The 19954-nt window shown below is 71.1% G+C and carries 19 protein-coding genes; 3 read left to right on the forward strand and 16 right to left on the reverse strand.

Annotated elements, in window-relative coordinates; translation table 11 throughout:
- Positions 1-192: 192 nt before the first annotated feature.
- The 4 genes from H9Y04_RS24985 to H9Y04_RS25000 all read right to left on the reverse strand — a co-directional run bounded on the left by H9Y04_RS24985 (position 193) and on the right by H9Y04_RS25000 (position 5323).
- A complete protein-coding gene (locus H9Y04_RS24985) occupies positions 193-1086 on the reverse strand; it encodes an MOSC domain-containing protein (protein WP_187816255.1) in 894 nt (297 codons plus the stop codon).
- 70 nt (positions 1087-1156) lie between these two features.
- A complete protein-coding gene (locus H9Y04_RS24990; protein ID WP_187816256.1) occupies positions 1157-1906 on the reverse strand; it encodes a GAF and ANTAR domain-containing protein in 750 nt (249 codons plus the stop codon).
- Between the two features lie 570 nt (positions 1907-2476).
- Positions 2477-4246, reverse strand: a complete 1770-nt coding sequence (kstD, locus tag H9Y04_RS24995) for a 3-oxosteroid 1-dehydrogenase (RefSeq protein ID WP_187816257.1) — start codon at positions 4244-4246, stop codon at positions 2477-2479.
- A gap of 195 nt (positions 4247-4441) precedes the next feature.
- On the reverse strand, positions 4442-5323 hold the full coding sequence (locus H9Y04_RS25000) for a helix-turn-helix domain-containing protein (RefSeq protein WP_187816258.1): 882 nt from the start codon (positions 5321-5323) through the stop codon (positions 4442-4444).
- A gap of 102 nt (positions 5324-5425) precedes the next feature.
- Here H9Y04_RS25000 and H9Y04_RS25005 point away from each other — a divergent pair, with 102 nt between their 5' ends.
- Complete coding sequence (locus H9Y04_RS25005; protein WP_187816259.1) at positions 5426-6949, forward strand: MFS transporter; 1524 nt, start codon at positions 5426-5428, stop codon at positions 6947-6949.
- Between the two features lie 177 nt (positions 6950-7126).
- On the opposite strand, the gene H9Y04_RS25010 is transcribed toward H9Y04_RS25005, so the two are convergent.
- The 9 genes from H9Y04_RS25010 to H9Y04_RS25050 form a co-directional block, all read right to left on the reverse strand.
- Positions 7127-7468, reverse strand: coding sequence for a MerR family transcriptional regulator (locus H9Y04_RS25010; RefSeq protein ID WP_187816260.1), 342 nt, complete (start codon positions 7466-7468; stop codon positions 7127-7129).
- A 720-nt stretch (positions 7469-8188) separates the two neighbouring features.
- Positions 8189-9445, reverse strand: a complete 1257-nt coding sequence (aroA, locus tag H9Y04_RS25015) for a 3-phosphoshikimate 1-carboxyvinyltransferase (RefSeq protein WP_187816484.1) — start codon at positions 9443-9445, stop codon at positions 8189-8191.
- Between the two features lie 123 nt (positions 9446-9568).
- Positions 9569-10771, reverse strand: a complete 1203-nt coding sequence (locus H9Y04_RS25020; RefSeq protein WP_187816485.1) for a cytochrome P450 family protein — start codon at positions 10769-10771, stop codon at positions 9569-9571.
- A gap of 47 nt (positions 10772-10818) precedes the next feature.
- Positions 10819-12162 (reverse strand): cytochrome P450, encoded by a 1344-nt coding sequence (locus H9Y04_RS25025; protein ID WP_236071366.1) that lies wholly within the window; start codon positions 12160-12162, stop codon positions 10819-10821.
- Positions 12159-12689, reverse strand: a complete 531-nt coding sequence (locus H9Y04_RS25030; RefSeq protein WP_308801103.1) for a GTP-binding protein — start codon at positions 12687-12689, stop codon at positions 12159-12161. Before H9Y04_RS25030 ends, H9Y04_RS25025 begins: the two co-directional genes overlap by 4 nt.
- 121 nt (positions 12690-12810) lie before the next feature.
- Complete coding sequence (locus H9Y04_RS25035; RefSeq protein WP_187816262.1) at positions 12811-13167, reverse strand: DUF742 domain-containing protein; 357 nt, start codon at positions 13165-13167, stop codon at positions 12811-12813.
- The gene (locus tag H9Y04_RS25040) at positions 13164-13610 is read right to left on the reverse strand and encodes a roadblock/LC7 domain-containing protein (protein WP_187816263.1); all 447 of its coding nucleotides are present in this window, start codon (positions 13608-13610) and stop codon (positions 13164-13166) included. The genes H9Y04_RS25035 and H9Y04_RS25040 overlap by 4 nt, the downstream gene beginning before the upstream one ends.
- Complete coding sequence (locus tag H9Y04_RS25045; protein WP_438818148.1) at positions 13607-15355, reverse strand: ATP-binding protein; 1749 nt, start codon at positions 15353-15355, stop codon at positions 13607-13609. The genes H9Y04_RS25040 and H9Y04_RS25045 overlap by 4 nt, the downstream gene beginning before the upstream one ends.
- A gap of 288 nt (positions 15356-15643) precedes the next feature.
- Positions 15644-16414 (reverse strand): phosphotransferase family protein, encoded by a 771-nt coding sequence (locus H9Y04_RS25050; RefSeq protein ID WP_187816264.1) that lies wholly within the window; start codon positions 16412-16414, stop codon positions 15644-15646.
- 219 nt (positions 16415-16633) lie between these two features.
- On the opposite strand from H9Y04_RS25050, the gene H9Y04_RS25055 reads away from it, so the two are divergent.
- Both H9Y04_RS25055 and H9Y04_RS25060 read left to right on the forward strand, forming a co-directional pair.
- Positions 16634-17473, forward strand: a complete 840-nt coding sequence (locus H9Y04_RS25055; protein WP_187816265.1) for a tat (twin-arginine translocation) pathway signal sequence — start codon at positions 16634-16636, stop codon at positions 17471-17473.
- 49 nt (positions 17474-17522) lie between these two features.
- Entirely contained in the window at positions 17523-17990 is a 468-nt protein-coding gene (locus H9Y04_RS25060) for a DUF4190 domain-containing protein (protein ID WP_236071368.1), read from the forward strand.
- Between the two features lie 117 nt (positions 17991-18107).
- On the opposite strand, the gene H9Y04_RS25065 is transcribed toward H9Y04_RS25060, so the two are convergent.
- The 3 genes from H9Y04_RS25065 to H9Y04_RS25075 all read right to left on the reverse strand — a co-directional run bounded on the left by H9Y04_RS25065 (position 18108) and on the right by H9Y04_RS25075 (position 19954).
- Positions 18108-18653, reverse strand: a complete 546-nt coding sequence (locus tag H9Y04_RS25065) for a putative immunity protein (protein WP_187816266.1) — start codon at positions 18651-18653, stop codon at positions 18108-18110.
- Positions 18650-19309 (reverse strand): suppressor of fused domain protein, encoded by a 660-nt coding sequence (locus tag H9Y04_RS25070; RefSeq protein WP_187816267.1) that lies wholly within the window; start codon positions 19307-19309, stop codon positions 18650-18652. The genes H9Y04_RS25065 and H9Y04_RS25070 overlap by 4 nt, the downstream gene beginning before the upstream one ends.
- 120 nt (positions 19310-19429) lie before the next feature.
- Complete coding sequence (locus H9Y04_RS25075) at positions 19430-19954, reverse strand: HAD domain-containing protein (protein ID WP_187816268.1); 525 nt, start codon at positions 19952-19954, stop codon at positions 19430-19432.

Here is a 19954-nt window from a genome sequence, read left to right on the forward strand (position 1 = left end):
ACGGGCGCGCGGGGCGTGCATGCCGAGCGGTGCTGTTCGCTGCGCGGGGCGTGACCTGGGGCTTGTCCTGTGGAGCGGGCGTCAGGCGTGTGCTGCACCATCCCGCCGTGCCCACCGTCAAGCTATCCCGCCGTGCCCACCGTCAAGCTATCCCGGCGTGCCCACCGTCAAGCTATCCCGGCGTGCCCACCGTCAAGCTATCCCGCCGTGCCCGCCGTCACCGGATCGCCCATCCGGAAGCTGTCCCGTCGTGCCCACGGTCACCGGATCGCCCGTCCGGACCGCACCGGGCTCCAGTACGTCCAGGTAGACGCCGAGACAGGAGAGCCGGCCGAGGTCGAGGACCGGTATCCGGTGCTCACGGGCCACCGCGCGCATGATGCCCGGGGCGGCGGGCAATTCGCCGTGACTCAAGGTCGGGACCACACACCGGGGCGTGGGCAGCGTGACCCGGAAGAGGGCCTCACCGATCCGCAGAGTCGAGCCCGGCCAGGAGTCCTCGGGGAACCCGGGCCCGCCGGGGAGGTCGATCACCAGGTTGGGCCGGAAGCGACGCGGGTCGAAGTCCCCTGCGGGATGGACTTCACGGAGGCGCCGCAGGCTCGCCGTAGTGACGAGATGGACTCTGCCGTAGTCGAAGAAGGTGCCGGAGGCGACGTGCCCCGAGGTGATGGCGGCTCCGGTCTCGTCCACGGACGCTCCCTCGCGCGCACGGTCGGGGACGCCGCCGTCGTACTCGGGCACCTCGCGTTCGAGGGTGCCGTGGTCGGGCGGGCTGTCCGACACGGACACCCGGCGGCTCAGGAGGTCGGACAGGCGCGCGTCGAGTTCCGCGGTCCCGGCGGGCAGGACGGTGCCGTCCGGCAGCTCCACCTGTGCAGTCTCGTGACCGGCCAGCCGGCTCCGGCAGCGCAGCAGGGGCTCCCACTTGCGGGGATGCTTGGCGCTGCCGACGGCACCCGCGTCGTCGAGCACGGCGAGCATGCGGTCTCCGGTCAGCCCCTGCTCCGTCACCTGCACGGTCGTCAGGGCCTCGCCGAGCATGGACTTCACCGGGTACCGGCGCAACGCCGCCACTGTTCCCATCGGCCGAGTATGCGATCTTGCCTGTTCGGCGATCAACCGTATGCCCGGGCGGTGTTGGTGAACCGCGCTCCTAGACGCGCGGATTGAACGGCGGGGCGCTCGGCGGTTTGCCGGAGGCGGCCTCGATGATGCCGCGGGCCACCGCGTGGAGTTTGACGTTGCGGTTCCGGGAGGCGCGGCGCAGGATCTCGAACGCGCTCTCCGCGTCACAGCGTTGCTGCGCCATGATGATGCCGAGGGCCTGGTCGATGACCGGGCGGGTGGCGAGGGCGGCACGCAGGTCCTCGCCGAACTCGACGTGATGGGCGACCTTGAGCGCCACGCCGAGGGCTCCGGCTGCGTATCCGGAGAAGGAGGCGGCCTTGGCGCGGGCGATCTCGTCGAAGGCGTCGGTGTCCTGGGCGTACAGGTTGAAGACGCCTGTGGCCCGTTCGTGGCCGGGGATGATCAGCGGGGTGGACAGGGAGCTGCGGACGCCCTGGGCCAGCGCGAGGGAGCGGAAGGGCGCCCAGCGTTCCTCGGCGGCCATGTCGGGCACGTGATTGAACTGGCCTCGGCGCAAGGCGTCCAGGCAGGGGCCGTCGCCGAGGCTGTACTGCTCCTGGTCGAGCCGTTCGGCGAGTGCGTCGCTGGAGACGACCGTGGCGGGCCGGTGCTCCGTCTCCAGGGTCACTCCGCACGAGACGGGCATCCGCAAGGCGTCCACGGTGAGATGGACCAGGTCGCCGAGGAACTCCTCGAGTCGTTCCGCGCCCAGCAACAGCGCATGGAGCTGCTGCAGGGTCGCCGGGTCGAGTTCGTCGGAGTGCTTGTCGTTCATCGTGACGGTCCTCGGAGCCTTTGAGCAGGAACGGACCCACCGCATCGGACTGCGGGAACGGCCACTTGGCGGGTGCCACGGCGTGTGTCGCCTCAAACCGGTTCGAGCGGTCCCAGCACATCGATGGCCTGTGCGTACGCCGTTCTCACCGAAGTCGCTCACGTGAGGTACGGAGACGGCCAACTACCGTGCGGGGCAGCTGAATTGACTTCCGCCGACGAGTGCGACTCGGCTACAGTCGCTGCAGGGTCCGGTCAGGGAGCGGCTGCACCAAGGATTTCGGCCTGCTCGGGAGTCGATCGTGTCACTGCCGGTCCGCGTGACGCCACGGGACCTCCGTCCCCCACTCCCCCGCCCTAGTGCGGATCGCCCATCAGGGCACTTGCCGCATCCCCTGCACGAATACTTCACCGTCTCCTGCCGGTCCGCCGACCGGGGCGACTCCCGCGCGCCCCGTAGACCGAAGGAAACGGTGTCCCCGCGCGGAGCTCCGGAGGGGAGCCGGTGCACCGCGCGCCGGCGGGCGCCGCATGCCACCGACAGCAGCGGCGCCCGCCCCATCGACCGGTGTCAGTCGGCGAGATGGTTCGCTGCGATGTAGCCGAATGTCATCGCCGGGCCGATCGTCGAGCCGGCGCCGGCGTAGCTGTGGCCCATGACGGCGGAGCTCGCGTTGCCCGCCGCGTACAGGCCGGGGATCACCGAGCCGTCGGCGCGTACGACCCGGGCCTGGGCGTCGGTGAGCAGTCCGCCCTTGGTGCCGAGGTCGCCGGGCACGATCTTGAAGGCGTAGAAGGGGGCCAGCCAGAGCGGGGCCAGGCAGGAGTTCGGGGTGACGCCGGGGTCGGTGTAGTAGTGGTCGTAGGCGCTGTCGCCGCGGTGGAAGTCCGGGTCCTCGCCTGCTCTGGCAAGGGAGTTGAAGCGGTTCACGGTGGACTTCAGGGCGGCGCCCGGAACGCCGATGGCGGTCGCGAGCTGGTCCAGGGACCAGGCCTTGTGGACCGCCCCCGCCTTGTACCAGGCGTCGGGGAAGACGAAGGTCGGCGCGATGTCCTTGAACAGATACCGGTTGCGGTAGTTCTGGTCGACGATCAGCCAGGCCGGGATGTCGGGCGCGGTGGCGTTCTTCTCGTACATGACGTGCACGACATCGCTGTACGGTGCCGCCTCGTTCACGAACCGCGCGCCCTGCTGGTTGACCAACAGGCCGCCGGGCAGCGTGCGTTCGGCCAGGCAGAAGTACGGTTCGCCGGGCAGCGGGATCGCCGGGCCCCACCAGGCGTCGTCCATCAGACCGAGCGCGGCGCCCGCGCGGGCGCCGGCGCGGATGCCGTCGCCGGTGTTCTCCTTGGCGCCGACCGTCCATGCAGTGCCGATGGGCTGCTGCTGGTACTGGGTGCGCATCGCGGCGTTGTGCTCGAAGCCGCCGGAGCCGACGATCACGCCGCGCCGGGCCTTGACCAGGGCCGGGGCGCCGTTCTTGGTCACCACCACGCCCCGTACGGCGCCGTTTTCGATGTGCAGGTCGGTGAGCGGGCAGTTGTGCCACACCGGGACGTTCGCCCGCAGCAGTCCCGCCCGCAGGCCGCCGGCCAGGGCCTGGCCCATCGTCAGCGGCTTCACGCCGTGCAGGGCGGCGTTCGCTGCGCGTGCCAGGCACTCGTTGGCGACGGCGAAGCCCTTGGCGTTCACCAGGGAGAGGGTGAGCCATTTGTAGTCAGCGCTGAAGACGACCATGCCGTCGGGCACCGGCATGTACGGGTCGTTCAGACGGTCGAGTTCGGCGCCCAGGATGCGGCCGTCGAGCAGGTCGGGCTCAATGGACCGGCCGCCGGGAAGGCCGCCCGGCAGCTCCGGGTAGTAGTCGCTGTATCCGTCCATGTAGCGGAACTTGAGCGGGCTGCGGGCCATCACGAAGTCGAGCATCGCGGGTCCGTGGTCGAGGAACGCCTGCTGCCGGGCGCGCGGCACCTCGTCGCCGACGACCGCCGCGAGATAGGTGGCGGCCTTCTCCGGGCTGTCGGGGACGCCCGCCGCTCGGATCACGGAGTTGTTCGGTATCCAGATGCCGGCTCCGGAGCGGGCCGCGGATCCTCCGTAGGTGCTCGCCTTCTCCACGACCACACAGCTCAGGCCGCGCGCCGCCGCGGTCATCGCGGCGGTCATACCGGCCGCGCCCGCGCCGACCACGACGACATCGAACTCCCCCGCCACGGGCGGGTCCGCGGCGTGCGCGGCCGCGGGCAGGCCGGCGGCGACGGCCACGGCGGCGGCTGCCGAGGCGCCCAGGACGCTGCGGCGGGAGGGTCTGAGGGGTTCGGCTGAGGCGTTCTCGGGCATGGCGTATCGCTCCTGAGGATGAGGGAGTCGCGGGGACGAGCGGTGCGCGTGCAGGCCAACTGGCCGCTGATGCAGGGGACTTGAGCGAGTGCCCGGTGAGGTTTGCGCGAGGGTCTTGTGAAGTCAAGACACACTCACGGGGCGCCGTACGGGAGACGTCCTGGCGGGCGTCGTCGCGCCGGAGCGCCCGTGGATTCAGTGCTGTCCGAACCGTGCCGCGGGCTCCGGCTCGGCGGTCCGGCCGCTCTGCTGGTTCAGGACGCGCAACGCGTCCGCGGAGGCGGGGTCGTTGGGAGTGTAGATCTCCACGCGATGGTCGGGGCTGTCGGGCTGGAGCCAGACCTGGTAATCCACGTTCACGGCGCCGACGGTGGGGTGGCGCAGGTCCATGGCTCCGACGGTGCAGTCGGAGACATCACCGGTGGCCCACATCGTGGCGAAGTCGTCGCTGCGCATGGTCAGTTCGCCGATCAGTTCGGCGAGGCGGGCGTCGGTGGGATAGCGCCCCGCCGTGAGCCGCAGGTAGGCGACATGGATGCTGGCGAGTTCGGCCCAGTTGCGGTACAGGGCGCGGGTGTGCGGATCGAGGAAGAACATCCGGGGCACCGACGGGCGCCGCTGCGCGTGCCGTGGCGCCTCGTAGGGGATGTGCTCGGCGAGCAGTGCGTGGCCTGTGCGGTTCCAGGCGAGTACGTCGCCGCGCCGGCCCAGGACGACCGCCGGTGTGGCCTGGCCGAGTGAGTCCAGGAGGGCGAGGACGCGCCGGTGGGGCTCCTCGCGCGGCGGTTCGCTCAGGCCGGTACGTATCGGCTGCCGGGCCAGATTGTGCAGGTGGACCGTCTCCACCTGATCGAGCTCGAGCGCCCGGGCGAGCGCGTCGAGCACCTGCGCTGACGCGGTCTCGGCCAGCCCTTGCTCGAGACGCGTGTAGTACCCCGCACTCACTCCGGCGAGCTGGGCGAGCTCCTCCCGTCTGAGGCCGGGAACGCGGCGCGAGGTGCCGTAGGTACGCAGCCCGATCTCGGCCGGGGTGACCCGGTCACGGCGGCTCTTCAGGAACGTTCCCAGGCTCTCCATGGGGGTGAGCCTAGGACGCCGTCCGGACTCGTGGGTGTACCTGTCGGGTGTACCCACGGCACGGGGATGGTTGCCAGCCGCGCCGTGGCGGAGCGTCGAGGCATGACTGCACAGCATGCGCACCACGCACCCGGCCTGCGGGCATGGCTCGGGCTCGGCGTGGTCCTCGGCCCGGTTCTCCTCGTCTCCATGGACGGTTCGATCCTGTTCCTGGCGATGCCTCGGATCAGCCAGGCACTCTCGCCGACCGCCGACCAGGCGCTGTGGATGCTGGACATCTACGGCTTCGCCGTCGGCTCGCTCCTGATCGCCTTCGGCAGCATCGGTGACCGCTACGGTCGGCTGAAGCTCCTGATGATCGGGGCGGCCGTGTTCGGACTCGGTTCTGCCGGGGCGGCGTTCGCGTCGACCCCGGAACTCCTGATCGCCTGCCGGGCCCTCATGGGCGTGGCCGGTGCGACCTTCCTGCCCTCGGCCCTCGCCGTGCTGAGCGAACTGTTCCCCGACCCCCGGCGCCGAGCACAGGCCATCGGCATCTTCGCCGCCGCTTTCGCCGCCGGGTTCGCCGTCGGGCCGGTCGTCGGCGGCGCCCTGCTCGGACAGTTCTGGTGGGGTTCGGTGTTCCTCGTCAACCTTCCCGTCATCGTCCTCTTCCTGGTATTCGCTCCGGTCCTGCTGCGCGAGGTCCGACCAAGCGGCACCGGCCGGATCGACTCGCTCAGCGTGGTGACCTCCGCCGGAGGTCTGCTGTTCACGATCTACGGCGTCAAGCACCTGGCCGCGGACGGGCTGTCGGCCGCTCCGGTCGCCACGATCGCCCTCGGCGTCTCCGCACTGACGTTCTTCAGCCTGCGTCAGCGGCACCTCGCACACCCGCTGATCGACTTCTCCCTCTTCCGCGACCGCGTGTTCACGATCGCGATCATCACGGGCCTGCTGCCACTGGCCGCGTGGTCGGCGACGGCGTATCTGGCGGGTGTCTACCTCCAGTCGGTGCTCGGCCTGAGCGTCCTGCACGCGGCACTCCTGGCGCTTCCGGGCGCGGCGGTCCTCACGGTGGCCTGCATCGTCACGCCCTCCGTCGTGGACCGCATCGGCAAGCGGGCGGCGCTCATCGCCTGCCACTTCTCCATCGCGGGTGGTCTGTTGCTGATGCTGCCCACCGCGATCACGGGCGGAATCGGCTGGTACGTCGCCTCGACCGTGATCACCGGTCTGGGCTACGGCCTCTCTTTCAGCGTCGTCGCGGACACCGCGGTCGGAGCGGTCCCCGCAGAGCGGGCGGGTTCCGCCGGCGCGATCGCCGAGACCAGCAACGAGATCGGCAACGCACTCGGCATCGCGCTCCTCGGCTCACTCTCCGCGCTGCTCTTCCGCCTCCACGGCCCGGACCTCGCCCCCACGCTCGACGAGACGCTCCGACTCCCCTCGCTCGCACCGGCGGTGGTCCAGGACGCACGGGGCGCCTTCGTCACCGGGCTGCACGTCGTGGTGGTGGTCGCCTCGCTGCTGCACAGCGTGCTCGGAGCCGTCGCCCTGCGCCTGCTCCCCAGGCGGACTTCCGACCAGGCGGACTCCGCACTCCCCTGCGAGGCCGCGGACGCCCCGGTAATCGCCAAGGCGTGATGACTCCCGTCGTAGCTGGGCCGGCCCCCGAACTCCGTCCAGGCCCAGCGTGATCACGGCAGCGGGCCCCCGGGAAAGCGTCGGTGATTCCCAGGGGCCACTCCGCAGTCGGGCGAGTCCGCGAAAGGCGAGGCGAGCACGATCGCGAGACGCCCGGAAGGTGGGGGCTGAACCGCCTCAGGCCGCGGTCGTCGGCTTCGCGGATGCGGCGGCAGTGCGGCGGTATTCGGCGTTGATGCGCTGAGCTTCTTCGAGTTGGTCTTCGAGGGCGATGATGCGGCAGGCCGCTTCGATGGGCGTGCCCTGGTCGACGAGCTCTCGGGCGCGGGCGGCGACGCGCAGTTGGTACCGGGAGTAGCGCCGGTGTCCGCCCTCGGAACGGAGCGGGGTGATGAGGCGGGCTTCGCCGATCGCACGCAGGAAGCCCTGGGTCGTGCCGAGCATTTCGGCGGCCCGGCCCATGGTGTACGCGGGGTAGTCGTCGTCATCGAGTCGGCTGAACGAGTCGTCTGCTGTCATTGCACCTCTCACGGGAACGCGTCGAGGGGCCCGGGCGCACACTGGCGCCCGGGCCCCGAAGGAACTGCTACACCATCTGCCGACCGTAATCCTGCGTCGGCCTTCTGTTTCCGCATGCCCGACCTGGAAGGCGTCGGGGGCGCGGGGATCGCGGTTGCTTGACCGAAGACCACCTCACTTGCGATGTCCTGCGGTACCCGGGGTCAGCACTTCCTCCCGGGCGATCCTGATGGCGACGGCTCCTCCGTTCTTTCCTCTGGGATCACTTGCTCACTGCGGATACTGCTGTGTTGCGTACTGCGTACTGCACTGCGGCCTGTGCCAGCGCCGCCTGCCGGCTGAGAACTGATGACCGGCCTCTCGGTGCGCGCGCCCGCAGCCTGCGCCTTCACCGAGCTGTTGCCAACTACTGCGGGTACTGCTTTCCCTGAACTGCGGTACTGCTGATGGCGGCCCCTCATCACTGCGGGCCACCCGGTCCGGCGGTCAGTCCCGTCGCCGTCCTTCAACTACCTGGCTTCGCAACTCCACCGCCGCACCGTCCTGCGGACTGCAACTGCGGGTACTGCTGCCCGGCAGTTCATTTCTGCCGGGCTTCACTGACTCGGTTACGAGAGAAACCATAGCCACCACACAACCCAATGTCTACTTTGGCCAACATAGATTTTGGCGTGTGAGGCAGAAAGGTAATCGGATCCGGCAACCGTCCCTGAGGCTCCCTCAGGCTCCGGCCGACTCCCACTGGCGGTTCAGCGTGGCAAACGCATCGTGGAACCCGGGGAAGGTCTTGCGGACGCAGCCGGGGTCGTCGAAGGAGATCCCGGGGGTGCGCAGGGCGGTGACCGCGAAGGACATCACGATGCGGTGGTCCCCGTACGTCCGGATCTCGGCGCCGCGCGGTGTGCCGGGGTGGATCTCGAGCCAGTCGTCACCGGTGCGCGTCTCCACACCGAGCCGGCGCAAGTTCTGGGCGCAGGCCTCGAGGCGGTCGCACTCCTTGACCCTGGTGTTGTGGACGTCCTCGATACGGACCGGTCCGGACGCGAACGGCGCGAGGGCCGCCAGGGTGGGCATGGTGTCCGAGATATCGCGCATGTTGACGGTGAGACCGGTCAGTTGCCCGCGTCCTCGTACGGTCGTGGCGTCCTCGCCGACCTCCGCCTCGGCGCCCATGCGCGCAAGGACCTCGATGAAACGCAGGTCGCCCTGCAACGCGGCCTTGCCGAGGCCCGGGACGGTGACCTCGCGGCCGGTCAGGGCGGCCGCGGCGAAGAAGTAGCTCGCCGTGGAGGCGTCGGGTTCGACGGCGAAGGTCGTGGCCGTGTAGCCGCCGGGCGGCACGGTGAACACCGTGCCCTCGGCGGTCTGTTCACGGCGCACCTCGACGCCGAAGGACCGCATCATGGCCACGGTGATCTCCACGTACGGCGCCGACACCAGGCGGGTGACGGTGATGCGCAGCCCGTCCGCGGTGAGCGGGCCGAGCAGCAGGAGCGCCGTCAGGTACTGGGACGACTCGCCCGCGTCCAGGAGCAGTCGGCCGCCTTGGACACCGTTCGCGAGGACGCTCAGCGGGTGGTGGCCTTCCGCGCCCTCGTGGTGCAGGTCCACGCCCAGGGCGCGCAGCGCCTGGCTCAGCGGGCCGAGCGGGCGGCGGCGCATCTGGGCGGAGGCGTCGAAGTGATAGGTGCCGTGGCCGGCCGCCGCGAGCACGGGCAGGAACCGGGCGGTCGTGGCGCCGTCACGGCAGTACACCTGCGCCGTGGACGAAGGGGGTCCGCCCGGACTGCCGTCGATCCGCCAGCTGTCCGGCTCGCGCTCCACCCGGTAGCCGAGCGCGGCGAGTCCTGCGGCGAAACCCTCGGTGTCGTCGGAGACGAGCGGCCGGCGCAGCACGGTGGTGCCCTCGGCGGCAGCCGCGAGGAACAGCGCCCGCGCGGTGATGGACTTCGAGCCGGGGATCTCGGCGAGGGTCATGTCCTGCTCCAGGTGAAAGGGGGTCCGGTCGGCGGCAGCAGCCTGCCGCGTGAGGCGGCGCGGTGCAGGTGCGTCCACGACGTGGACGTATCCGCACCGCGCCGGCTTCGGAACCCCAAGTCCTCAGCTCAGGCGGACCGGCAGGCTGTGCACGCTGTTGCCGACGAAGGACGAGTGGCGGGGCAGGTCTGCTTCCGCCGTGGCGAGGTCCAGGTCGGGGAAGCGGGCGAAGAGCTGCTCGAGCGCGGTGGTGGCTTCCATCCGGGCCAGCGGCGCGCCCAGGCAGTAGTGCGCTCCGTGGCCGAGGGACAGGTGACGGGTGGTGCGGTCGCGGTCCACCTTGAATTGGTCCGCGTCCGGGCCGTAGGCGTCTGCGTCGCGGCCCGCGGCGGAGTATCCGGCGAGCACCGGCGTGCCCTGCGGGATGACGGTGCCGTCGAGCGTGAGGTCGCGCGTCGGATAGCGGAACGGGAAGAAGCTCACCGGGCTGTCCCAGCGCAGGGTCTCCTCGACGGCATCCGCCCAGGTGGCCTTGCCGGACGTGATCAGCTCCAGCTGGTCGCGGTGCGTGCACAGGGCCCGTACGGCGTTGGTGATCAGGTTCAGGGTGGTCTCGTGCCCGGCGATGATCATCAGCAGCAGGGTGCCGATCAGTTCGGGCGGGCTGAGCCGGTCGCCGTTCTCCTCGCGGGCGGCGATCAGGGCCGAGGTGAGGTCCTCGCCGGGGTCCTGGGTACGGGCGGCGACGACCTGGCCGAGGGCCTGGAGCATCTCCTGGTTCGCGGCCAGGGACCGCTCGGGGCTGATGTCCGTGGCGACGATCTGGTTCGACAGGCGGTGCAGCCGCGTGTGGTGTTCCTCGTCCACGCCCAGGAGTTCGCAGATCACGCCCATCGGCAGCGGCATGGCGAAGTGGGTGCGCAGATCCGCCACGCCGTCGCCGTCCTCGGCGGCGCGCGCGAGGTTGTCGAGCAGGTCCGCGGTCAGCTTCTCGATCCGGGGGCGCAGATCCTCGATACGGCGCGGGGTGAAGGCGCGGCTCATCAGGGACCGAAGACGCTTGTGGTCGGCGCCGTCGGCGGTGGTCATCCCGGGCACCGTGGCGAAGGTCCGCAGCGGCCAGCCCTCGGGTATCTCGCCCGCCTGCAGGGCCGCGAAGTGGGCGGCGTTCTTGGCGACATCGGGATGCGCGAGGAACTCCTTCAGCGCGTCATGGCCGAGGACCGCCATGCCCGCCACGTCGCCGGGCAGCACCACGGACGCGACCGCGCCCTCGGCGAGCAGACGGGCGTTGGCCGCGTGCGGGCAGCCGCCGGCCGGGTCCATACGGTGCGGGGTGCGGGCGGTGTTCTCCAACGAGGGGCTCCTGATGGCTAGGTGGTCGGGCGGGATGCGTGGGGAGTTGCCGCTCGTCGTGGTGGGGGGTCGGTCGGCTGGGTGACAGGCGTACGCGGCTGAGGGGTCGTGAACCGGACCGGGAGTGCGGCCAGGCCGCGGCTCCACGGGGACTTGACCCACTCGAGTTCGCTCTCCGGGACGGCCAGTTCGAGGTCGGACAGCCGGTGGAGGATGGTGTCGATGGCGGTACGGGTGATGAGCCGGGCCGGATCCTGGGCGGGGCAGGTGTGCGGGCCCGCGCTGAACGCGAGGTGCGAGCGGTTGCCCACCACGGGCTGACCGTCGGGCGGCAGGATCTTCGGGTCGGCGTTGGCCGCGGCCAGCCCGAGGATGAGCATGTCGCCGGCGCGGACGGGCTGTCCGCCGAAGGTCATGTCGCGGGTGGCGTACCGGGCGGGGAAGTTCTGCGTGGGCGGGAAGCGCCACAGGACCAGGTCGAGGGCGTCGTCCACGCTGAGGTGGCCGCCGGTGAGCGAGGAGCGGAAGGCCGGGTCGCACAGCAGGATGCGCAGCGAGGTGGCGATCCAGTTGACCGTGGTCTGGTTGCCGGCGACGAACATCACCACGAGGTTGTGCAGCACTTCCTCGTCGGTGAGCCGGGCCGGGTGGTGCAGCAGCGCCGAGGTGATGTCGTTGCCGGGGTCCCGGCGCTTCTCGTCGATCAGCCGGAGCAGGATCCCCGCCATGCGCTTGCTGGCCTCGGCGGCGTCCGCGGTGGCGGAGACCGTGCCGGCGATCGCCTCGACCAGGGCGCGCCCGGTCTGCGTGTCCACGCCCAGCAGTTGGGTGATGACCTGCATCGGGAGCAGCCGTGCGTAGTGGGCGACCAGGTCGGCCGTGCCGCGGGCGGCGAACGACGCGATCAGGTGCTCGGCGGTGTCGCGGACGCTGCGGCGCAGTTCATGGCCGTTGATGCCGGCCAGGGCGTCGGCCACCGCGGTACGCATCCGGCGGTGCTGCTGTCCGTCGGTGAACAGCAGGGCCGGGCGCCAGCCGACCATCGGAAGCAGCGGTGAGTCGGCGGGCACCCTGCCTTCGCGCAGCAGGGTCCAGCGGCGGGGGTCGTGCGAGAAGTCCTGTTCCTCGCGGGTGAGTTGCAGCAGTTCGCGGTGGCCGATGACCAGCCAGGCGTCGACGCCCGGGGCGATGGCCACCGGGGCCACGGGCCCATGGGCCGCCCGCAGCTGTTCGTACAGGGCGGGCATCATGTCGCCGTCGAGGCCCGGCCCGTACAGCGCGGCCGGTCCCCCGCCCGCGGCGGCGCCGGTGACCGGGCAGCCGGATCCGGCGGCTGCGGAGGTGTGCGGCGGCATGGTCATGGTGACTCCGTGGCGGCAAGGATGAGGTGGCGGACCAGGGCGATCAGGGCCTGGTTGGAGGAGGTGCCGTCGCGGGCGTCGCACCGGACCAAGGGCGTGCCCGGCAGCAGGTCGAGGGCCATGCGCAGCTCGTCCTCGGTGTGCTGGGGGCTGTCGGGGAAGACGTTCACGGCGACGGCGAACGGCAGGTCGAGGTCTTCGAGGTGGCCGAGCGCGTCGAAGGACGCGGCCACGTCGCGTGGGTCGATGAGGGCGAGCGCGCCCAGGGCGCCTTTGGCCAGGTCGCGCCAGGCGGGCAGGAAGCGGTGCTGCCCGGGGGTGCCGAACAGGTAGAGCACCAGGTCTTCGTCGATGGTGATCCGGCCGAAGTCCAGCGCGACGGTCGTCGTGGTCTTGGTGCTCTGCGCCGGGGTGTCGACCGCCGCGCCGGCCCGCGTCATCACCGCTTCGGTGAACAGCGGTTTGATCTCCGACACGGTGCCGATCAGCGTGGTCTTGCCCACGCCGAGTGGCCCGACGACGAGGATCTTCGCGGCGCCCCTGACACTCGACGCGACGTACTTGCCGCCGCCCGGAGCAGGGTCAGCGGCTGCCGCGGCCCGCCCCGCGGCCCCCTGGCCGGGGTGCGCGGGAGCCTCCGGCCACGGTTCAAAGTCGGCTTTCGAGTCCACTGAGGACCTTTCTGAGCATGGTCACATCGGCACGTTCGGCCGGCGGGATCGGCGGGCGCGTCACGATCAGCCCCCACTCCAGGAGATCCGCGAGCAGCACCTGGAGCACCGAGGGCGGCTGCCCGAGGTGGGCGGCCACCTCGGCGACCGAAAGGAGCCCCTGGCAATGCGTCAGGATCGCCAGGTGCTCCGGCTGCAGCGTGGCGGGGAACGCCGCGTCGGTGGCCATGATCAGGGACTCCCAGGACAGCGGTTCGCCCGCCGACTCGGCACGCCCGCCGGTGATCACGTAGGGGCGAACGGGGGAGGTTCGTTCCCAGGGACCATTCGTCATGACGTCGGGGCGGCCTGATCCCGGGGCCGGCTGCTCAGCTGGGCACCGATCTTCGCGACCAGGAGCTGCATCTGCTGGGCGACCAGGCCCACGTCCGCCGCGGTGTCGGTGGCGACGCCCAGCTGGGCGCCCACGCCGGCATGCGTGAACAGCACGAATCCCAGGTCGGATTCGACCATGATCTGCCGGATGCGGGCGCCCTCGCCGAACAAGAGCGCTGCCGTGGACCGGCCCGTCATCGTCATGGCCGCGCTCGCGGCCGACAGCGCCTCCGCCTCGCCGACGCTCAGCGCGGCGACCGGGCCCGCCAGGTCCTCCGCGGAGGCGTGACCGAGACGGAGCCCGTCCTCGGAGACCACGACCGCGTGCCGCACCCCGGGGATCGCGGTGAGCGGGTGCAACATCCAGCCCAGGTCGGGGAGTCGAGCGATGGTGCCGGTCACGGCTGGCCTCCGTCAGGTGTATCTGCAGTGCTGGACATGGGCAGTTCGTCCGCCGTCCCGGCTGCGCTGCCGTCCACGGGGTGCCGACCGGTGCCGCCGGTCGTGCTGGTGCCGCCGGTCGTGCCGGTGGCGGTCTCGTCGCCGTACGGGGTGGTCTCTCCGTACGGAGTGGGCCCGGCGTCCGAGGAGGCGCCGGTCTTCTCGTACGGGATGGGGTCGGTCTGCCCGTACGAGGCGGAGTCGGCCTCCCCGTACGAGGCGGCCGGGGCACGGCGGCCGCGCAGGGTGCCAGAGACGATGCTGGAGATCGAGGCGCGCGCGGCCTCGGGGGTCCAGGGCTCGGCGGGGGCGGCCGGTGCGGGTGGCGGTGCGGCGTGCCGGGCCGGGGAGTTGGTCAGCGTCCGGCGGCTGCGCCGCCGCGGCAGGCCGGGCTCCGAGGCGGCGGGGCCGGGTGCGGTCGACGGGTCACCAGTGGCCGGATCCGGTCGGTAGGCGTCGGGGTCCGGGCGCTGCGGGACGGGCTCGTAGTCGGCGCTGCGCTGATGTACGGGTGCTTCCTGGGCGAACTGCGCACTGGCAGCCTGCGCACGAACCGGGTCCTGGACGGCTTGCGGACGCGCCGGGCTCGCCAGGTTGGACAGCGGTTCGGTCAGCAGCCGGTACGGCACGAACGTGACCGCGCGGGTGCCGCCGTACGCGGACGTGCCGGAAAGCTGGACGTCGAAGCCGAGTTCGCGCATCCACCGGCCCACGCACGCCAGGCCCAGGCGGGGCACGGCGCCGAGGCGGGCGAGGTCCAGGTCGTCGCTCAGCTGTGCGGTGGCCTGCTCCAGGACGTCCGGCGGCATGCCGTGACCTGCGTCGTCGACCTCGATGACGGCCCCGGCCCCCACCTCCCGTACCGAGACGATGACCTTGGACGGCGACGGCGAGAACACCGTGGCGTTCTCCAGGAGTTCGGCGAGGGCGTGCATCAGGCCCTCGACCGCGGGCGGCGCCGCGTACAGCGTCTGGCCGCCGTGCACCTCGACCCGTCCGAACTCGACGATCCGCGACATGGCGCCGCGTACACAGTCGTAGAGGGAGACCGGCTGGGTCTCCCTGCGGGCCGGCCAGACCCCGCACATCACCAGGAGTGTCTGGGCCTTGCGGGTCATCTGCGCGGCCGCGTGGTCCGCCTTCATGACCCGGGCCATCAGGTTCGGGTCGACGATGTCGCGCTCGACCTGGTCGAGCACCTGCTGCTGCACCGTGGCCATGGCGTGCATGGTGCGGGCCACGGACTCGAAGGCCGCCTGCACGGAGTCGCGGAGCGCGCGCTCGCGCCGTACGGCTTCGTCGGAGCCGAGGGCGCCGGCGAGCTCGTCGAGCGCGCGGGCGAACTCCTCGCCGAGCTCGGCGGACGTGTGCAGCGGGCCCGGGACGCCGTCGAGGCGGTGGCCGGCGTTGACGCGCTCGATGATGGCCGGCATGCGTACGGCGGCGAGGTGGGCGAGCTCCTCGTCCCGCGCCGCCGTGGTGCGCGCGAGCCGCGCGCGCTCGGTCTGTGCACCGGCGAGCCGCCGTACGGCCGACAGGCTCCAGATCAGCAGCAGGAGCCCGAGCGCGGCGAGGCCGATGGTCAGGGCGCGTTCCCCGGCGACTCCCGTGAGCAGCGCCGCCGTACCGGCGGCCGCGGAGGCGAGGACGGCAAGGCACAACCACAGGACGGAGCGGCCGGTGAGGGAGATGCCGGGGCGCTTCACCACGGTGCACTCCGCTCGAGGGCCTTGGAGACAACTGCCACGAGGAGTGAACCCTTCCCTGAAGCCGAACTCCCATGCGACTGCGGGGAGTTTTTGCCGACCCTAGATCAACAGGGCGGTTTTCGGGGGGTGTTGTTCAAGCCAAGGACTCGAATTCGCCGGACGGTACGGGGTAATTCGTGCTCAACCGAGGCAAGTTCCGTTTCGGTTGGTGTGGTCGTGACCCGAGGCGGCGATCGGGCGGCCACTCGGCGCACCGCCCGGCCATCGCCTCCGGAGGCGATGCGGTCACATGCGGGCACGCAGCACATCGACCTCGCAGCCCGGCTCGAAGGGGTCGAAACCGTGCTCGCTCAGCCAGCGGATCCCGAGGAGGCTGCGCAGCGACCACCATGCGCGGATGACGTCGAGGTCGGCTTCGGCCCCGTATCCGGCGAGGACGTCATCGAGGTGTTCCTCGTGGCCGAGCACGAAAGTGGCCAGGTCGTACAGGGGGTCGCCCTGGCCCGCTTCGGTCCAGTCGATGATGCCGGTGACCTCGTCGCCGTCGAGGAACACATGGGCGATCTGCAGGTCGCCGTGGGTGAACTTCGGGGTCCACGGCCGCAGTGCGGCTTCGGCGACCCGGCGGTTGCGGGTGACGAGATCGGCGGGCAGGACGTCGTTTGCGACGAGCCATTCGCACTCCTCGTCGAGCGCCGCGCTCAGCACGTCGACGCTCCGGCCCGCCCGGCCCGTCCAGGGCGGCAGCGGACCGTCGTGCAGATTCCGGATGGCGGCGCCCGCCGCGGCCCAGGCGTCCGGCGAGGCGGTCGCGGGGCCACCGAGGCGGCCGAGGGTGGCTCCTCGGACCGCGCTGATCGCGAGCACGGGCGGCTTGCGCCACAGCACTTGCGGGGTCGGGACCGGGGCGAGTTCCAGCGCCGCGACCTCTCTGTCCGTACGAGACTGATCGGCGTCCACCTTGAGGAACACGTCACCGACCCGCAGGGTCGCGCAGTCGGCGTGGGCGACGACGACCTTGACGTCGTCGTTGCCCCCGTCAGTGTTCGTTCCCATGTCCACGCCCAACTCCATGTCCATGCCGACCAGGATCCCCGATGGGTGACGGAGACGAGGGAGGCGGCGATGTGTACGGGTGGGGCTGTCCCCACCCGTAAGCCGGAGGCTGGCCTCACAGCCCCGCACCCCGCCGCCGAGTTAGCGTCCATGTCCAGGCAGACCGCCGGCGCGGGCCGCTCACGGCATGGCGCGCCGCCTCCCCGATCGAGGATCCCCATGAACAGCCCTGTGCCATCGACGCGGCACCACCTCCGTCTCTCGCCGCAGCGGCAGATCACCCTGCTCCTGGTCGGCACGGGGGCACTCCTGGCCGCCTTCTTCCGAGTGCCCGACGCGCTGTCCCACCAGGGGATCGGCGTGGACAACCTCACGGACTCGTTCCGCAGCGGCGTCGTCGGCCTCTGGCGGTCCGGCGGCCGGGAGTTCCCCGGGGAGCTGGCATCCACAGTCGAGTTCTGGTTCCGGTTCCACCTCGTCAAAGCCTCGGTCGCCGCCCTGCTGCTCGGAGCTGTCGTGGCCCTCGGGGTCGCGCTGTGGCGGCAGTCGCGGCGACCGGCCGATGAGCGGCCCCGCCGTCTGCTGCTCGTCCCCTCCGCGGTACTCGTGGCGCTGCTCGCGCCGTTCGCCCTTGTCGCCCTCGTGGCCAATGTGCAGGGCACGATCGCTCCCTTCGCGTCCCTGCTTCCCCACCTCACCGGCGGCAGGGCCGACGGTGAACTCGCCGCCACCCTGACGGAGATCCGGCAGGAGCTGGCCGGCCACCCTGCCGGGCCCCACTCCCCCGCCCTCTCCGCGATGATCAGCGACCTCGCCGTCTACCACGCAGCGGTGGCCGTGATGGCGGCGCTCCTGGCGGTCGCCCTGATCGGGGTCGGGGTGGCGCTGTGGCGGCAGCACCGGGTCACGCCCGGTAACAGGTCGAAGCGTGGGCTGAAGGCCGGGATGACGGCCTCGGCGTTCATGGCCTGTGCCGTCCTTGTCGTCGCTCTCGCGAACACGAGCACGGCCACGCATTCGCCCGAGGCGCTCGCGGGGCTCTTCAACGGGAGCTGGTAGCGCGCGGGTTGTGGGGTCCGCGCGCCTGCACCGCGATGCATTCACTGCGATGTCCGGGGAACTCGGGATGCACGGCAAGTGTTCGGACACCGTCATCGATAAGGGGATTCAGGCGCCTTTCTCCGATCCTGCGCATTCCTCGCACGGCACCACGCACACGGCCACGCGCCCCCAGGGCAACGGCATGGCGATCGCCGCGCTCGTCCTGGGCGTAGCAGCCATCCTGCTCTTCTGGACCGTGATCGGCGGAGTCGTCCTGGGCATCCTGGCCCTGGTACTCGGCATCATCGGCGCACGGCGGGCACGCAGGGCCGGGGCTCCGCACCGGGCCATGGCGATCGTCGGCGCGGTGCTCGGGGTTCTCGCGGCGATCGCGTCCGCCGTGATCATCGCGATCGGTGCGTCGATCCTGAACTCGGACGAGTTCAAGAACTTCGACGACTGCGTCCGCCAGGCCGACTCCCAGAGCGAACGCGACGCGTGCGAGCGGGACTTCGAGCGCGACATGAACAACTGACGGAGCACGTAGGGGCCAGGGCCGCCTCGGCGTCCGGTCCGGCAGCAGCGTGGTGGAAGTCCCGTCGTCGCCCGAAAGGGCGTCAGGCGGGACTTTCGCATCAGGCCTGGGGGCGCATCAAACGTCGCGCGATGCACGCAGGGAAGTGTCCAAGTTGCTCATGAGGTGTGCCACGCGGCTCTTGCCTGTTGGCGCGAGCGGATACCGGTGAAGAACATCGATGAGGACCGGCGAGGCACGCTGCCTGGCCTGCTCAAGGACCTTGTCTCCGACGTCGGGGTCGTCGCCTGCACACAGCTCGGCAACGCGCGCTGCGCATGCGGCCCCGCGCAGGATGTGACCTACCTGGGTAGCTTTCGCGATGGGGTGCAGATAGGCGGCAGCGGCGGCGTCTCCAGCGGCGCGCGCAGCAAGACGTGCGGTTTCGGTGGGTGCTTCCTTCGCTGCGCGATGTGCATCCAACGCGGCAGTACGCTGCAGCTTGGTCCTTCTCGCCCCGTTCACGAACTCCCAGGCAGCAGCAACCGCTGCGCGAGGCCGGGGGTCACCGGGAACCCCCTCCTCGAACACTGGAAGGATTTCCTGAGCACTCTCCACCACGTAGCGTGCCACGACGCGCAGCTCGTCCATGGTCAGCTCGAATTCACCGTCTCCGGTCGTCATGACCCGATGGTCCCATCGCCACGGGACGCCGGCATGGGTGCGCAATCGTATGCCGTCCGGTACGCGCCCTGGACGACGGACGGACGTTGCGGGTCGACCGGATCGATCTCCCGCTCGTCGAAGAGGCTCTCCAGGGCCTCGAGGCCGTGGTCGCGGCGGTGGTCCTTCTCCGCCTCGGTGATCGGCAGCAGCCACAGGATGCGGGCGTGGGACGTCTCGCCCCAGGCGCAGACCTCGAAGTCGGGGCCGTAGGGGTACGGCAGGCTGATCAGGTAGTGGTCGCACGGGGAGTCGTCGAGCCACGGCCTGCCGATGGGGACGGTGTGTCCGACGTCCAGCCGCTGGCGGTCCGGGCCGCAGTGGTAGAACGCGTTCACGGTGAGGCTTTCCCGGTTCAGCCAGTCGTCCCGTGGGGCCGCGAGGAAGAACTCCGTCCCGTGCCCGTCCTCCTGGGTCGCCGCCCAGCAGCCGGACGTCACATACACCCACCACTCGCCCGGCCTGGCGGGGTGGATACGGAAGATCCGGAACCCGGGCACCCGCTCCTCGATGGGCCCTTCGACGCCCGGCAACTCGTCGATGACCTGCCCGGGAAAGTGCCGTTGCAGGTGCGCGCGCAGGGCCGCCCGGGCGGCGAGCAGGGAAACGGAAGACACGTTCCCATCATCGCAGCCGCGCCGGCGGCCGCCCCCGACGGGCCTCCGCGCACGGAGCGGAGCCCCGGCTCCGAGGATCGCGGCCGAGGCCTGCCACAGCCCTCCGCGCGCTCCGACCGCCTACGCGAGCGGCCGGCGCAGCCACGAGTCGAGTGCCGCGTAGTCGTCGTCGGTGAGTCCGATGCGGGCATCGACGCGGTGGAGCAGGGCGTGGGGACCGTGGTGATCGGCCGCCCAGGACCGATCCGCGTCCGTGATCTCGTCATCGACCCAGGCGAAGGGGCGCCCCGCGGCCCGTGCGACGAGGGTGCGGGTCTTCCAGTGCAGCCCCGCCCGGAGGTCCCGCTCGTCGCTCTCGGAGGGCTCCGGCCAGGAAACGACCTCGAGCGGAGGCAGTCCGAGCAGCGGGGCGATGCACTCGTTGGCCTCGTCCATCCAGGTCGTGGCCCACACCAACTCACAGGGCAGCGCGGCCAGTTTGCTGCCGTGTCGCGGGTCGACCCTGGTCAGAAGCGGGTTCGTGGCGACTCCGCGCAGGCCGGGGCCGAGCTCATGGACCGGGTAGTGCTCTGGAGGCGCCCCGAACGGGATCAGCGGACCGTCGACGTCGAGGAACAGCAGCGGAGGCAGAGAGGAGCGGATCAC

The sequence above is a fragment of the Streptomyces polyasparticus genome (genome assembly GCF_014493765.1).
GTDB classification, from domain to species: Bacteria; Actinomycetota; Actinomycetes; order Streptomycetales; family Streptomycetaceae; genus Streptomyces; species Streptomyces polyasparticus.

What these genes read in the sequence shown, in the direction of transcription:
- H9Y04_RS24985 (WP_187816255.1), bottom strand. Translation starts at nt 1,086, where the DNA reads ATGGGAACAGTGGCGGCGTTGCGCCGGTACCCGGTGAAGTCCATGCTC.
- H9Y04_RS24990 (WP_187816256.1), bottom strand. Translation starts at nt 1,906, where the DNA reads ATGAACGACAAGCACTCCGACGAACTCGACCCGGCGACCCTGCAGCAG.
- kstD (WP_187816257.1), bottom strand. Translation starts at nt 4,246, where the DNA reads ATGCCCGAGAACGCCTCAGCCGAACCCCTCAGACCCTCCCGCCGCAGC.
- H9Y04_RS25000 (WP_187816258.1), bottom strand. Translation starts at nt 5,323, where the DNA reads ATGGAGAGCCTGGGAACGTTCCTGAAGAGCCGCCGTGACCGGGTCACC.
- H9Y04_RS25005 (WP_187816259.1), top strand. Translation starts at nt 5,426, where the DNA reads ATGACTGCACAGCATGCGCACCACGCACCCGGCCTGCGGGCATGGCTC.
- H9Y04_RS25010 (WP_187816260.1), bottom strand. Translation starts at nt 7,468, where the DNA reads ATGACAGCAGACGACTCGTTCAGCCGACTCGATGACGACGACTACCCC.
- aroA (WP_187816484.1), bottom strand. Translation starts at nt 9,445, where the DNA reads ATGACCCTCGCCGAGATCCCCGGCTCGAAGTCCATCACCGCGCGGGCG.
- H9Y04_RS25020 (WP_187816485.1), bottom strand. Translation starts at nt 10,771, where the DNA reads ATGGACCCGGCCGGCGGCTGCCCGCACGCGGCCAACGCCCGTCTGCTC.
- H9Y04_RS25025 (WP_236071366.1), bottom strand. Translation starts at nt 12,162, where the DNA reads ATGACCATGCCGCCGCACACCTCCGCAGCCGCCGGATCCGGCTGCCCG.
- H9Y04_RS25035 (WP_187816262.1), bottom strand. Translation starts at nt 13,167, where the DNA reads ATGACGAATGGTCCCTGGGAACGAACCTCCCCCGTTCGCCCCTACGTG.
- H9Y04_RS25050 (WP_187816264.1), bottom strand. Translation starts at nt 16,414, where the DNA reads ATGGGAACGAACACTGACGGGGGCAACGACGACGTCAAGGTCGTCGTC.
- H9Y04_RS25055 (WP_187816265.1), top strand. Translation starts at nt 16,634, where the DNA reads ATGAACAGCCCTGTGCCATCGACGCGGCACCACCTCCGTCTCTCGCCG.
- H9Y04_RS25060 (WP_236071368.1), top strand. Translation starts at nt 17,523, where the DNA reads ATGTCCGGGGAACTCGGGATGCACGGCAAGTGTTCGGACACCGTCATC.
- H9Y04_RS25065 (WP_187816266.1), bottom strand. Translation starts at nt 18,653, where the DNA reads ATGACGACCGGAGACGGTGAATTCGAGCTGACCATGGACGAGCTGCGC.